At 64.4% G+C, this 14345-nt stretch carries 11 protein-coding genes; 9 read left to right on the top strand and 2 right to left on the bottom strand.

Features of this window, described 5'->3' with window-relative positions:
* Nucleotides 1-283: 283 nt before the first annotated feature.
* On the bottom strand, nt 284-1726 hold the full coding sequence (locus tag NX05_RS07910) for a hypothetical protein (RefSeq protein WP_039436711.1): 1443 nt from the start codon (nt 1724-1726) through the stop codon (nt 284-286).
* Between the two features lie 345 nt (nt 1727-2071).
* On the bottom strand, nt 2072-4231 hold the full coding sequence (locus tag NX05_RS07915; RefSeq protein ID WP_039436713.1) for a RelA/SpoT family protein: 2160 nt from the start codon (nt 4229-4231) through the stop codon (nt 2072-2074).
* Between the two features lie 314 nt (nt 4232-4545).
* On the opposite strand from NX05_RS07915, the gene pqqA reads away from it, so the two are divergent.
* The 9 genes from pqqA to NX05_RS07955 all read left to right on the top strand — a co-directional run bounded on the left by pqqA (nt 4546) and on the right by NX05_RS07955 (nt 14337).
* On the top strand, nt 4546-4626 hold the full coding sequence (gene pqqA / locus NX05_RS22095) for a pyrroloquinoline quinone precursor peptide PqqA (RefSeq protein WP_002812057.1): 81 nt from the start codon (nt 4546-4548) through the stop codon (nt 4624-4626).
* Nucleotides 4627-4708: 82 nt separating this feature from the next.
* A complete protein-coding gene (gene pqqB / locus NX05_RS07920; RefSeq protein WP_010364177.1) occupies nt 4709-5608 on the top strand; it encodes a pyrroloquinoline quinone biosynthesis protein PqqB in 900 nt (299 codons plus the stop codon).
* Nucleotides 5605-6357, top strand: a complete 753-nt coding sequence (pqqC, locus tag NX05_RS07925) for a pyrroloquinoline-quinone synthase PqqC (RefSeq protein ID WP_039436714.1) — start codon at nt 5605-5607, stop codon at nt 6355-6357. Before pqqB ends, pqqC begins: the two co-directional genes overlap by 4 nt.
* Nucleotides 6354-6632 carry a pyrroloquinoline quinone biosynthesis peptide chaperone PqqD gene (gene pqqD / locus NX05_RS07930; protein WP_010364171.1) on the top strand — a complete coding sequence of 93 codons (279 nt, stop codon included), beginning with the start codon at nt 6354-6356 and terminating at the stop codon, nt 6630-6632. Before pqqC ends, pqqD begins: the two co-directional genes overlap by 4 nt.
* A complete protein-coding gene (gene pqqE, locus NX05_RS07935; protein WP_039436715.1) occupies nt 6629-7747 on the top strand; it encodes a pyrroloquinoline quinone biosynthesis protein PqqE in 1119 nt (372 codons plus the stop codon). The genes pqqD and pqqE overlap by 4 nt, the downstream gene beginning before the upstream one ends.
* A 62-nt stretch (nt 7748-7809) precedes the next feature.
* Nucleotides 7810-8322: a hypothetical protein gene (locus tag NX05_RS07940; protein WP_010375147.1), complete on the top strand. Its 513-nt coding sequence runs from the start codon at nt 7810-7812 to the stop codon at nt 8320-8322.
* 427 nt (nt 8323-8749) lie between these two features.
* Nucleotides 8750-10264 (top strand): PhoPQ-activated pathogenicity-related family protein, encoded by a 1515-nt coding sequence (locus NX05_RS07945; protein WP_039436717.1) that lies wholly within the window; start codon nt 8750-8752, stop codon nt 10262-10264.
* A 299-nt stretch (nt 10265-10563) separates the two neighbouring features.
* A complete protein-coding gene (locus NX05_RS07950) occupies nt 10564-11598 on the top strand; it encodes a glucokinase family protein (protein WP_039436719.1) in 1035 nt (344 codons plus the stop codon).
* A 102-nt stretch (nt 11599-11700) separates the two neighbouring features.
* Nucleotides 11701-14337, top strand: a complete 2637-nt coding sequence (locus NX05_RS07955; RefSeq protein ID WP_039436720.1) for a TonB-dependent receptor — start codon at nt 11701-11703, stop codon at nt 14335-14337.
* The last annotated feature ends 8 nt before the right edge of the window (nt 14338-14345 follow it).

Consider the following 14345-nt stretch of genomic DNA (forward strand, 5'->3'; position numbering starts at 1 on the left):
CGCTGGCTGCTGCGCTGGATCGCGTTTTTGCGTGCCTGGATGCGGGCGATGGAATGGCCATCCTTTAGCCACGTGCCGCTGTCACAGACGGCACGGGGCGCTTGAAGGGGATTTTTCAGGGACAACTAATTAGAGGCTGAAAAGCATGTCAGGGTGCATGAACATGTCTCGCGCGCGCATTGCGCACGCTCGCTGCAACTGAGATACAGAAGTGTGCCTTTAAAACATCGACTGAGCTGCACGTTGGACAGACTCTGACGTTGCCAACACCGCCAGCAATCGTTCAATGCTGCTCGGCGACAGCCTTGACCCGCCGCGTGAACTCGGCCAGTTCCGGGAGTTCGGGATCGAGTTGGTGCGCTTCGTCCTGCGCACGGCGGGCGAATGCGGCGTCCTCCTGACCAAGTCGTTCGCTTCCGACCGCAACCCAGCGTTGTGCAAGGCGGCGACGCGCCCCGGCCAGCGCGTCGGCATTCGGCGTCAGCGCCTGCCAGGCATCCAGACACCCACGCGCAGCACGCAGGCGGTTGTTGCGCAGCTCGTCCTCGAAACAACGCTGGCTGGCCGGCACCACGCGCGCAGCAGCCTGCAGCACACGCGGATCGCGCGGTGCCAGCGCTTGCGCGGCGCGTACGGCGTCGTAGGCGCTGGCGCCAGGCGGGGTCATCCAGTGCTGCTGCGTTTGTGCATCGGCAACGCGCTGCAGCAATGCCCGCAGACGGCGCTCGCGGGTGCCGCGCGACAGGCCCGCAGTTGGACCGCGTTGAGCATCGCGCGCGCGCGCAATCGCCTGCTCGGCTTGCACAATCGATGTGGCGCCCGGCACCAGCAACTGCGCCTGACGTAACGATTGCAGGGCATCGTCGAAGTGGAAATCCGCCGCTTGCCGGCTAGCTTGTGCGGCGTACTCGTCCGCCACCTGATCGAGGCCCCGCTGGGCGATTGCATCGTCCGGCTCAGCCGCCAGTACCGCGTTGAAATCGCGCGCAGCCGGGGCCAGGCGGCCACGGCGCAGCAAGGCCTGCGCACGTTGACGGCGCTGTTCCAGCACGCGGTGGTACTGACCTTCCGTCAGCGGCATGTCGACATGCCCGGCGTCGTAACGCTTGGCCGCGGCCAGCAATGCCGACGCCTCACCGAGCGCATCGTGCGCCAATGCGTGGCGCGCCTGCGCCAACAGATCGGTCAAAGCGTCTTCGCGACCTTCCAGCGCGTCGGTGCGGTCCGGCGCCAGGGCCAGGATGCGCTGGTACAGCGGCAGCGCGCTGTCGGGCGTGCCGTCCAGGCGGCCTTGCTGCTGGGCCACCGCCGCTTGCGCCAACAAGGCATCCAGGCCGACCCGGCGCGCCTGCAGCGCGCGCAGCCGCGCGGCCACCGGGGCGATCTGCGCCTGCGGCGCTTCCAGGGCGGTGGCCAGCGCCAGCGCGCGTTGCGCTGCTGCGGCATCGCCGGCTGCGACTGCAGCACGTGCCTGCACCACTGCAGCAGCACCGGTCCGCGCCAGCCCCCCACGCGCCTCCCCACGGTCGCTATCCAGCGCAAGCGCGGCAGCGAACAATTCGCGCGCACCGCTGCCATTGGCGGCGCTGAGCTGGCCGCGCGCCAACGCCGCATCGCCCCGCTGCAGCAATTGCTGGATGCGCGTGTCAGGCCACAGCCAATCGGCCAGCGGCTTGCGCAGCACGACCACGGTTAGCAGCAGACAGGCGCCCAACGCCAGCACCACGCGCCAGAGCGCACGACTGCGCAGTGGAGCCCAAAGGCGGGGCGATCTGACCCAGCGCGGGAGCAAAGACATGCGGTGGCGTCCATCCTTGGCGCGACCTGACGGGGACGCGTTCACCGCCTTATGGTAGCGGTGTGGGTTGCGAAGACGGTGTGGGCTCTTGGGGATTCGGGAATCGGGAATCGGGAATCGGGAATCGGGAATCGGGAATCGGGATTCGGGATTCGGGAATCGGGAATCGGGAATCGGGAATCGGGAATCGGGAATCGTCAGGCAAGCACAACGCACGTCCCCTATGCGCTGTTTGTTTTCAATCGATGAGCGCCAGCAAGAGTGTCCGCGCACTCAGCCCAGCCGCCGCACCTCGCTCACGCCCGGCAACGCATCCAGCTTGCCAAGCAGACCGGACAGTTGGTCGTAATCGCTGACCTTCAAGCGCAAGCGCAGCTGCGCCCTGCCCGTGTCGCGCACGTTGTCGCTATTGATTTCCAACACGTGTGCATCTTGCTGGGCGATCAGGTTGGTGATGTCCTTGAGCAGCCAGCGCCGGTCTACCGCGCGCACCTGCACATCCACCTCGTAGCCGCTGCCGGCCTTGCCCCACTCCACCGGCAACACCCGCTGTGGGTGGGCGGCGGCCAGGCGCGCCAATGCCGCGCAATCGGTGCGATGCACGGTGATACCGCGGCCGCGGGTGAGGTAGCCGGCAATCGGCTCGCCCGCCACCGGTTGGCAGCAGCGGGCCAGCTGCACCAGCAGGTTGCCCACGCCCTCCACGGTGAATTTGGATTTGCCCAGCCCATCGCGGCGCGCGGTCGGCCGCGGCGGCGCCGGTACCGCCGGCTGCGAGGCGGCACGTTCGGCTTCCAGCAACGCACGGCTGACCTGGTTCGGGCCGGTATCGCCCAACGCTACCTGGATATATAAATCGTCGATGTTGTCGGCGTGGAATTTGCGCGTGGCGACACTCAGATCCGCATGCTGCAGGCCCAGGCGCTTGAGTTCGCGATCAAGCAGGTCCTTGCCCGCTTGTACGTTGCGCGCGCGGTCCAGCTTGTGGAACCAGGCGCGCACCTTGTCGCGCGAACGCCCGCTGGCCAGAAAGCCATTGGACGCCAGCAGCCAGTCGCGGCGCGGGTCGGCTTCCTTGGCGGTCATGATTTCCACCCGGTCGCCGCTGCGCAGCCGGTAGGTCAGCGGCACGATGCGATCGTTGACGCGCGCGCCGCGGCAGCGATGCCCGACCATGGTGTGCACGTGATACGCAAAATCCAGCGGCGTGGCGCCTTGCGGCAGATCGATCACCTCGCCCTTCGGAGTCAACGCATACACGCGGTCTTCGATCAGCTCGGCATCCAGCGCGCCGGCCAGCTCGCCATGCTCGCCTTCCTGCACCTGTTCCAACAGCTGGCGCATCCACAGAATCTTGCGGTCGAAAGCTTTTTCGCCGCCCTTGCCGCCTTCCTTGTATTTCCAGTGCGCAGCCACGCCGAGTTCGGCCTGAGCGTGCATCTCGTGGGTACGAATCTGGATTTCGATCGTGCGCCCTTCCGGGCCGACTACCGCGGTATGTAGCGAGCGATAGTCGTTGGCCTTGGGCCGGGCGATGTAATCGTCGAACTCGCTCGGCACCGGTGCCCACAGCGAATGCACCGCGCCCAGCGCGGCGTAGCAGGCCGCCACATCGTCGACCATCACCCGCACTGCGCGGATGTCGTACAGCTGATCGAACGACAGCCGCTTCTTCTGCATCTTTCGCCAGATGCTGTAGATGTGTTTTGGCCGCCCGCTCACCTCTGAGCCCAGGCCCTGCTGGGCGAGCGCCGCCGACAAGGTGCGCTTGACCGCTTCCAGATAGCGCACGCGCGCCACGCGGGTTTCGTCCACTTCGCGGGCGATGCGGCGATACGTCTCCGGCTCCAGGTGGCGGAATGCCAGATCTTCCAGCTCCCACTTCACCTGCCAGATGCCCAGACGGTTCGCCAGCGGCGCATGGATGTCGCGCGTGAGTTGGGCCAGCGCGCGACGCTGCTCTTCGCTGAGACGGTCGGCCACGCGCATGCGCGACAGCTGCCGTGCCAGCAGGATCGGCACAACGCGCAGGTCGTGGATGATGGAGAGCAGCAGCCGCCGCAACCCTTCGCTGTTGCGTCCGGCCTCGCGCCCGGCATGCAGCGCCCAGACCTGATCGGCTGCATCCAGGCCGTCCAGCAGGCCTTCCACCGCCACCCGCCGCTCCGCCGGCTGCCATGGCAGGTCGGCAATCGCGCCGCGTAAGGCGGGCAAGTCGAACAGCAACGCCGCGACCAGGGTGGCCTCGTCGGCAGATAGCAGCGCCAGTGCATCCAGGGTGTCGCCGAGCAAGGCCCACGGCACGTTGTCGGTCTGCGCGGGCGGCAGCTCCTGCCAGGCACGCGCCAACGCCTCGCGCAACGCCGGCGCAATCGAGGCCACAGCGGGGCGCTGCAGCAATGCCTGCAGGCGATCGAATGAGGAACTGGTCACAACAGTGGACACGGTGGGGGCAACAACAGGTGGCTGACGACTACGGTAACGTGCGCGTCACCTTCTCCACAACGCGTCTGGGTGCGGCGATCACCGCGCGGGACAGGGCTCGTGCTTATGCCAGGTTCACCCGGCAACGTCTTGATTCGTAACTGCTCGGCCCGCAAGGCGGAAAAATGCCGCAAACGAAAGTCGGCACCGACGCACCTTTTTACATGCCCTTTACAACTGCGCCAAACCGCCTGCCTATGCTCAGGCCACGTCGCTCGTTGCATCCGGCAACCAGGGACGTTTTCCAACTGCGAGGTAGCCCAATGAAGACCTGGAAGAAACCTGTCGTTCGTGAAGTCAACTGTGGCGCCGAAATCAACTGCTACGTCTCCGGCGAGTTTTGATCCTGCACGTTTCACGCTCAGCTTGCCGCCTTTGGTTTGATGCATGACCGGCAGTTGCCGGCAGATGAGGTAACAGCCGTCCATGCGCATCATTGTTTTGGGATCGGCGGCCGGCGGTGGGCACCCGCAGTGGAATTGCCACACCCCCGCGAGTTTGCGGGCCTGGCAGCAAGCAGACGGTGCCCAGCGTCGTACACAGGCCAGTATTGCGGTCAGCGCCGATGACGCGCGCTGGGTGCTGATCAATGCCTCTCCCGATTTCCGCCAGCAAATTCTCGCGACACCCGCCTTGTGGCCGCAGCATGGGCTGCGCCACTCGCCAATCGAGGCGGTGCTGCTGACCAGCGGCGAGATCGACCACATCGCCGGGCTGCTATCGATGCGCGAAAGCCAGCGGTTTTCGCTGCATGCCAGTAGTCGCGTGCTGGACTTGCTTGCGCAGAATCCGATCTTCGACGCCGTGAGCCCGCAGTACGTGAGCCGGCAGCCGTTCGCGCTGGACACGCCGCTGGCATTGAGCGGGCTGCAGCTCACCCCGTTCTCTGTGCCAGGCAAGGTGCCGTTGTTTATGGAATCGCGCAGCGGCGGCGATCTGGCTGGCTCCAATGAAGAAACGCTCGGTCTCACCATCGACGATGGCCGGCACCGCATGCATTACATTCCTGGTTGCGCTGCGATGACCGACGAATTGCGCGCGCGCCTGCAGGGCGCCGAGCTGGTGTTCTTCGACGGCACACTGTGGCGCGATGACGAAATGGTGCAACTGGGCATCAGCCAGAAGACCGGCCAACGCATGGGCCATATGAGTATCGACGGCCCCGACGGCACCATTGCCGCGTTCGCGCCGTTGAACGTGGCGCGCAAAATCTTCATCCATCTCAATACCACCAATCCCGTGCTCAACACCCAGTCGCCCGAGTTCGCCAGCGCGCGTGCCAGCGGGTGGGAAGTTGCCCACGACGGCCTGGAGATCGCCCTGTGACCGCCCTGCTCAGCCCCGACCAACTGGAAGCAGACCTGCGTGCCATCGGCGCGCGTCTGTATCACGACCAGCATCCGTTCCATGCGCTGTTGCACCACGGCAAGCTTGGTCGTGGGCAGGTGCAGGCCTGGGCCTTGAATCGCTTCGAATACCAGCGCTGCATTCCGCTGAAAGACGCCGCGATTCTGGCGCGCATGGAAGATCCGGCGCTGCGGCGGATCTGGCGGCAACGCATTCTCGACCACGACGGCAATAGCGCCAGCGACGGCGGCATCGCGCGCTGGCTACACCTCACCGACGCGCTCGGCCTGGACCGCACGCTGGTGGAATCCGGGCGCGCGCTGCTGCCGGGCACCCGCTTTGCGGTGCAGGCCTACCTGCACTTTGTGCGCGAAAAAAGCCTGCTAGAAGCGATCGCCTCGTCGCTGACCGAATTGTTCGCCCCCAACATCATTGGCCAGCGCGTGGCCGGCATGCTCAAGCATTACGACTTCGTGTCGTCCGAAGCGCTGGCCTATTTCGCGCATCGCCTGACCGAAGCGCCGCGCGATTCGGATTTTGCACTCGATTACGTCAAGCAGCATGCCGACACGGTCGAAAAGCAGGCGCTGGTCAAGGCAGCCCTGCACTTCAAGTGCTCCGTGCTGTGGGCGCAACTGGATGCATTGCATGTGGCCTACGTCACGCCGGGCATCGTGTGGCCGGACGCCTTCGTGCCAGACCGTAACGCCAGCCGGGCTGCGGCGTGAGCAACATTACCCGCGATAGCAAACCGGCCTTGCGTGCAGGCGTGCGCCTGCAGCACGACCGTGCACGCAACCAATGGGTATTGCTAGCACCCGAGCGCGTGGTCGAGCTGGACGAGATCGCATTGGTAGTGACGCAACGCTATGACGGCACGCGCTCGCTGGCGCAGATCGCGCAGGAGCTGGCCGCAGAATTCGATGCGGATGCGGCGGATATCGAAGCCGACGTGATCGAACTCACCGGCACCCTGCATCAGAAACGCTTGCTGCGGCTATGAGCACGGCGCCGCCACCGCTGTCGGTGTTGTTGGAGCTGACGCATCGCTGCCCATTGGCATGCCCGTATTGCTCCAACCCGATCGCGCTGGCCGCGCTGCGTGAGGAAATGGATACCGCCGGCTGGCGCTCGCTGCTGGAGCAGGCCGCCGAGATGGGCGTGCTGCAAGCGCATTTTTCCGGCGGCGAACCGATGCTGCGCAAAGACCTGCCCGAGTTGGTGGCGCACGCGCGCACGTTGGGGCTGTACAGCAATCTGATTACCTCCGGTGTTGCTGGCGGCGAGCCGATGCTGGACCAACTGCAGGCTGCGGGGCTGGAACACGTGCAGCTAAGCGTGCAGGACGTCGATGCGGCCGGCGCCGACCGCATTGCGGGTTACCGCAATAGCTTGTCGAAGAAGCGCGACTTTGCCGCTGCGGTACGCGCGCGCGGCCTGCCGCTGACGATCAACGCAGTACTGCACCGCCATAATGCCGAGCGCGTGCCGGGCATGATCGCGCTGGCACTGGAATGGCAGGCCGAGCGTATCGAAGTGGCGCATACCCAGTACTACGGCTGGGGGCTGCGCAATCGCGCCGCGCTGATGCCAAGCCGCGAGCAACTGATGGCCACCATCGATGCGGTGGAAACGGCGCGGCGCGCACTCGGCGACCGCATGGCGATTGATTTCGTCACTCCCGATTACTACGCGCGCCAGCCCAAACCCTGCATGGGCGGCTGGGGCCAGCGCTTCGTCAATATTTCTCCGCGCGGTGATGTACTGCCCTGCCATGCCGCCGAAACCATCGAAGGCATGCGCTTCGACAATCTGCGCGAGCGCTCGCTGGCCGATATCTGGAACAACGGCGAGGCATTCGTGCGCTTCCGCGGTACCGCATGGATGCCGGAGGTGTGCCAGGGCTGCCCCAAGCGCGAGATCGACTGGGGCGGCTGCCGCTGCCAGGCGCTGGCTCTGAGCGGCGATGCGGCCACGCTGGACCCGGTGTGCGAACGGTCGCCCGCGCATGCTCATATCCGCGCGACCGCCGAGCGTGAGGCGGCATCGCCGGCACCGGCGTTTATCTACCGCCGCCCCGAACGCCTGGCCCCAGCCACCACCGACACGCTGGAGTAAGCCGCATCGGCCGGAGCCGACAGCGTCTACACTAGCCACCTCTTCTTCCTCGGATGGCTTCCATGTCGCTCGCGCGCCGCATTCCCTTGCTGGTTTGCCTGACCCTGGCCTTGCATGCCGCCCCCGCCCTGGCGCAACGCGCGGTGCAAGGCAATCTGCAGTCGCAAATGAGTGCCGAACAGTTCAAGGCCGCCGGTCTGGACAAGCTCAATGCCAGCGAACTGACTGCGCTCAATGACTGGCTACAGGGCAAGGTGGCCAAGGAGGCCGCGGTGGTGGTCGAACAGGCCAAGGAAGCCGGCCGCCAGGAAGTGATGATCAAGAACCGCGGCTTCTTCGACTTCGGCAGCAAGGAGCCAATCGAGAGCACGCTGGTTGGCGAGTTCAAGGGCTTTTCGAAGGGGCGCGTCTACACGCTGGCGAACGGTCAGGACTGGGAGCAGACCGATGCGGCCAGTCTGTCCGGCGTGCGCAAGAACGCACCCAAGGTCAAGATCAAGCCGGGCCTGGTGGGCGTGTGGTATCTGCAGATCGAGGGCTACAACACACCGGCCAAAGTGCGGCGGATCAAGTAAGCGCAGCAGCTAACATCGCGCGGCTGCCGATGGCGGTCGCCGTGCTTGGAATTGGCACGCACTACGCGAATGCTGGTGCTGGGCGTCGCGCCCGCACCATGTAACTGCAGCTGCCGATTTTTCGCTTTGCTGCAGAGCAGTGCATGCGCAAGTAGCGTTGATCCCGGCAGACAAGCCGAAAACGTGGGCGCGTACTCACGACGCTTGGCGCAGGGGAAGCGGCGCACTGAGTCATCGCGCTCAGCAGCTGGAAGCGCAGCACATGCTTGCCAGCGATGGGGGCTGTGCCCGGTATCGATAGGTACCGCACGTACACTCCTGCTCACACTGCGCCCACCACACCTAGCTGACGCGATTGCTGGTCACGCGGCCCCCGCGCGATTGCCCGCAAACACGCTGGCAGACGCACGACATCCGGAGAATATGCATGCGCTCGATTACCCGTTGCAGCGTCGCCTTGCTGTCGTCCCTGATGTTTTTCGCAGGTATCGCGTCCGGTGATGCAGCCGTTGCTGCTGCATCACCGGTAGAGCGCTGCGCGCGTGCAACCGAGGTGGGCTTCGGCCAGGCATTGGTGTGTTACCACGATGCAATCGAACAACAACCGCTGATCTACACGCGCGTTGCCACCAGCAGCGTCGGCGGTGTCGAGCGGCGCGATTACCTGCTGACCTCGCAAGATTGGTCGCCCGAAGAACTGGTCACACCGGCTCGCTGGCAGCACGACGTGGCGATCTACGTGCCGAAAGAGGCGCTGCCCACACGCGCTGTCGTGATCTCAACCAACGGCACGCGTCATCCGGTGGATGGCAGTACGGCGCAGCCGGCCAGCGAGTTGCCACCCGAGGCGCTGGCGGCGTTAGCGCAGCGCACCCGTACCGTGGTGGTCGCGCTCAGCGATATTCCCAACCAGGCACTGAGCTACCAAGGCGATGCCAACCCACGTCGCGAAGACGACAGTGTGGCCTATACCTGGTCGCTGTTTCTGAAAGCGCCGCAGCAGCGTAAGACCATGCCGCTGCATGTGCCGATGGCGGCCGCGATTGCACGCACCATGAGCCTGGCCGAGCGCGAATTGGCACCGTTGCGAATCCATCGCTTCGTCCTTGCCGGCGCCTCCAAACGCGGTTGGGCCAGCTGGCACGCCACCATCGCCGACCAGCGCGTAGACGCGGTGGTGCCGTTCGTGATCGACATCCTCAACATGCCGGCAGTGCTGGCGCATATGTCCCACACTTATGGCGGCAACTGGCCGATTGCGTTCAACGCCTATGCAAAGCAGGGAATCACCTCACAACTGCAGACCCCGGCCTTCGCGCAACTGGTGCAGCTGCAGGATCCGCTGAGCTATCTGCACACGCCATATCGCAAGCGGCTGGCAGTGCCCAAGTACATCGTCAATGCCAGCGGCGACGATTTCTTCCTGCCGGACAACACCCAATTCTTCTACAACGCGCTGCCGGGCAGCAAGGCGCTGCGCGCACTGCCCAATAGTGCGCACAACATCCGCGCCTCCATCGTCGACACCTTGGCGCCATTTATCACGCGTCTGCAGAAGCAGCGCCCGTTACCGCAGGTGAGCGATGTCTTGCGTCCGGGCAAGGCGCCGCAGATCCGTTTCCGCTCCTCCGAGCGACCAACGCGGATGCAGCTGTGGAGCGCGACTAATCCGCAGGCGCGCGACTTTCGCTATGCCTGCGGCATTCGCTACAGCGCCACGCCCATTGCGCTCACCAACGGCAGCACGGTCTCGGTGCCGGTGCAGGTTCCGGAGGCCGGCTGGAACGCGTACTTCGTCGAAGCCACCTACGCGGATGGGTTCGTTGCCACCAGCCAGGCCTATGTGCTCGGCAAGCAGCGTTACCCCACCCGGCCACCGCCCACCGACAACGCCGCCTGCAGCACGTTGCCTGGGGCGACCAGCGGTGCTGCCGTGCGCTAAAGCAATCGTTGAAGTGGGTGGGTAGCGATAGCCGCCGAAACACGGGGCGGTCGGCTGAGCACAACGCACGCGCTTATCGAGCCCGTTTCGCATCAAACGACTCAGGCACGTTGGACGCACTTGTCCGCTTTGCGCAACGAAGTCCGCACAGACAACGTCAGGCAGCACATTTTTGCACTTGAGTACGCCATCAAGATCGATCCAACCCGACTGATCCATTGACATCGTTGTCACCAACTTCTACACAGGCCCCTACTCGCTGACGGCATTGGCCGATCAGACGGACTAAAGGACTGAATGTGGCTGCGATTTCGGGTTCCGCTGACGCCTCTGCTTCACACGCTGTGCCCGTTGCTACCAGCTTCATCGCTGCCGATGTCGGCGGCACGCATGTGCGTCTCGGTCACATAGTGCAGGCCAGCGCCGCAGCCATCGAGATGTCGCGTTACCGCACCTACCGCTGCGCCGAACACGCCAGTCTGGAAGCCATCCTCGAGGACTTCATGCAACAACGGCGTGGTGTGGATGCAGTGGTGATCGCCAGTGCCGGCGTGGCGCTGGACGATGGCAGCTTCATCAGCAACAACCTACCCTGGACGATCTCGCCCAGCCGCATCGGCGCCGCACTGGCAGTGCGCAACGTGCAATTGGTCAACGATTTCGAAGCAGTCGCCTACGCGGCACCGCAGATGGAACAACGCGCCGTGCTGCAACTGAGCGGGCCGACGCCGCGCCACGCGCGCGCCAGCGGACCGATTCTGGTCGTCGGCCCCGGCACTGGTTTGGGGGCCGCGGTGTGGATCGATGCCAAGCCACGCGCGATCGTGCTGGCCACCGAAGCCGGTCAGGTCGCGCTGGCCAGCGCGCACGAGCAAGAATACGCATTGCTGCAGATCCTGTTACGTGGCCGGCACTATCTGCCACTTGAGCACGTCCTCTCCGGTCCGGGCCTGCTGCATCTCTACGATGCGGTCTGCGAGCTGCATGCCGCAATGCCGCGTCATCACCTGCCCGCCGCCGTAACGCACGCAGCGCTGCACGAAGACGATGCACTCGCGCGCGAATGCTTGCAGCTTTTCTGCGGCCTGCTAGGGAGCGCGGTCGGCGACATGGCGCTGGCCTACGGCGCTGCCGGCGGCATCTATCTGGCTGGGGGCTTCCTGCCGACGATCGGCCAGTTCTTGGCCGGCAGCACATTTGCCGAGCGCTTTCTGGCCAAGGGCAACATGCGCGCAGTACTCGAACGCATCCCGGTCAAATTGGTCGAGCACGGGCAACTGGGCGTGCTTGGCGCGGCCAACTGGTATGTGCAACACCACACCCACGTGTCGTAAGCGATCCACCACGCGCTCCACCCCGAGCGCGCGTTTGCACGACCCCGCATCCGGCGAGCAGCAGCCCGCCGTCCATCCCTGTGCGTGATGAGGAGAGACATCATGAAATACAGCGTCACCCTGCTGTCCGGCGCCATTGCAATGTCGCTGGCATTCGCTGCGCAAGCCCAGGAAAGCGCTGGCACGCAAGCCACCGACCTGGACGCTGTCCAGGTGGTCGGCATTCGTGCCAGCCTGGAAAAGTCGCTCGATACCAAACGTAACAACACTGGTATTTCCGAGGCGATCACTGCCGAAGACATCGGCAAATTCCCAAGCACCAACGTGGCCGAAGCGCTCTCGCAAATTCCCGGCGTCACCCTGGACCGGCGCTTCGGGCAAGGCGAGCGCGTGAGTATCGACGGCACCGACCCCAGCCTCAATCTGTCGTTCCTGGACGGGCACCCGGTCGCGCAGGCGATCTGGTTGTATGGCGAACAACCCAGCCGCGGTTTCGATTACACCTTGCTGGCCCCGCAGATCCTGGGCCGTGCAGAAATCCTAAAATCCTCCGAAGCGCGCCTCACCGAAGGCAGCCTGGGCGGCACGGTGCTGATGCACACGCGCCAGCCTTTAGATCTGAAGGTCAATGAAGTGGCTGCCTCCATCGGCTACAGCTACAGCAACCAGGCCAGCCAGGGCAAACCGAATGCGGCACTGCTGTATAGCTGGAAGAACGCGGCCGAGACCTTCGGCATCGCAGTGTCGGCGCAGCATTACGAAGAACGCGTGGACCGCCGCGGCATGGAAGTATTCGGCTATGCACCGGCCAGCACCTTCGCCAATGCCGCAGGTGGCGTGCCTGCCGAGGCGGATGTGCCGAACTCGATTAACGCAGCCTGGTTCCAGCAGGATCGCGAGCGCGATAGTGCCGTGGTCAACCTGCAGCTCAAGCCCAACGATGCGCTGGAGTTCAATCTGAGCGGTCTGTACATCAACGAAAACTTCGACAACTACAACCAGTCGATGTACAGCTTTCTCACCTGGAATCCCGGCACGGTGGCGGCGGTCGACCAGCTCGGCGGCGTCCGTAATGGGGTGGTCACCAGTGGCCATTCCAGTGCCAATGCCAGCCCGCTCGGCGGCACGGTGATCTACGACAACAACGTACGCGAATCGGAAGTGACCACCAAGGGGCTGGATTTGCGCGGCGCCTTCCGCGGCGACGGTTGGGGCTTGAATGGACAGGTCGGCCAGAGCAAATCCGAGAATAAGGACCTCTCGCAATACTTCATCGAGCCGTTCTACAACGGCGGCTTCAGCTGGGACACCCGCCGCGGCATCCGCTTCGACGATCCGGCAGCGGCACGTGACCCCGCCAACTGGGGTTCGGCCGGCGGCTGGTTCGGCAACAACGGCATCTTCTCCACCGAGAGCAAGGACACCTACGGCCAGTTGGATTTCAATCTGCAGTTCGACGGCGTGTTCAATCAATTGCTGCTGGGCGTGCGCCACGGCAAGCATGACGAGCGCTTCGAACTCAATGTATATGGCGGCGTCACCCCGGGCACCCTGACCGATGTCGGCACCATCGGGCTGACCGATCTACAGCAGTTCTATCCCGATCACGGCCAGCACGTGCAGGCAGGCCGCAACAATGTATTGAACTGGATCCGCAACAGCCCGGTCGACTACAGCGCGCCCGATCCTGCCAGCTACCTCAACAACACGTGGGCGTTGCAGCAGATCAACAACGCAGCGTATGCGCAGCTCAATTTCTCCGGCGGCGGGCTGCGCGGCAATCTGGGCGTGCGCTATGTGGATTCCAAGAGCGAAGGCAGCGGCTTCGTCTACAGCGGCACGCCCTCGCTCGCCAACGCGGACAGCCTGTGGCAGACCCGCACCCGCAAGGAGGACTTTCTGCTGCCTTCGCTGACGCTTTCGTACGACACCAGCGACGACTGGGTGTTCCGCTTCGCTGCGGCCAAGGTCATCGCCTGGGCACCGTACAACCAGATGGTCAACAACACCTTTCTCAACGACACCACGTTGACCGGCAGCGGCGGCAATGCAGAGCTATCGCCGTACGAATCCTGGAATTTCAATCTCTCTGCCGAGTATTACTTCGCGCAGCAAGCGGTGGTGGCATGGTCGCTGTTCTACAAGAAGATCGACAACTACATCGACACCAGCGCCAGCGTGGAGCGCCAGTACAACGCATTGCGCGATACCGCACCGCAAAGCTGGGCGCAGTTGGTGGGCAGCAATGGCTGTACCGCCGATGGCTATTGCGGCTACAGCATCCAGCGGCCGCGCAATGCTGGCGATGGCAAGGTCAAAGGCTTCAACATCTCCTTCCAGCAACCGTTCGGCGACAGCGGCTTCGGCCTGACCGCCAACTACACCTATGCCGCCGGCGAAAACAACACTGGCGATGCCCTGCCCTATCAGTCGCGCAACAGCATCGCTTTCAGCCCGTACTACGAAAAAGGCCCGCTCAATGCGCGGCTGACCTACAACTGGCGCGACAGCTATCTGGCCGGTGGGTATGTGGCCGGTGCGGCCCCGGCAAGCGTGGATGACTACGCCGAACTCGGCGCCAGCGTCGGCTATGCCTTCAGCCCCACCTGGTCGTTGCAGGTCGACGCGCAGAACCTGCTGGACGAGCAATACCTGCAGTATCTGGGCGACAAGGACCATCTGGCCGGCCGCTACAAGAGTGGACGCCGCTACATGGCCAGCCTGCACGTGAAGTTTTAGTGCAGCTA

This window comes from Xanthomonas vasicola (genome assembly GCF_000772705.2).
Classification (GTDB): Bacteria; Pseudomonadota; Gammaproteobacteria; order Xanthomonadales; family Xanthomonadaceae; genus Xanthomonas; species Xanthomonas vasicola.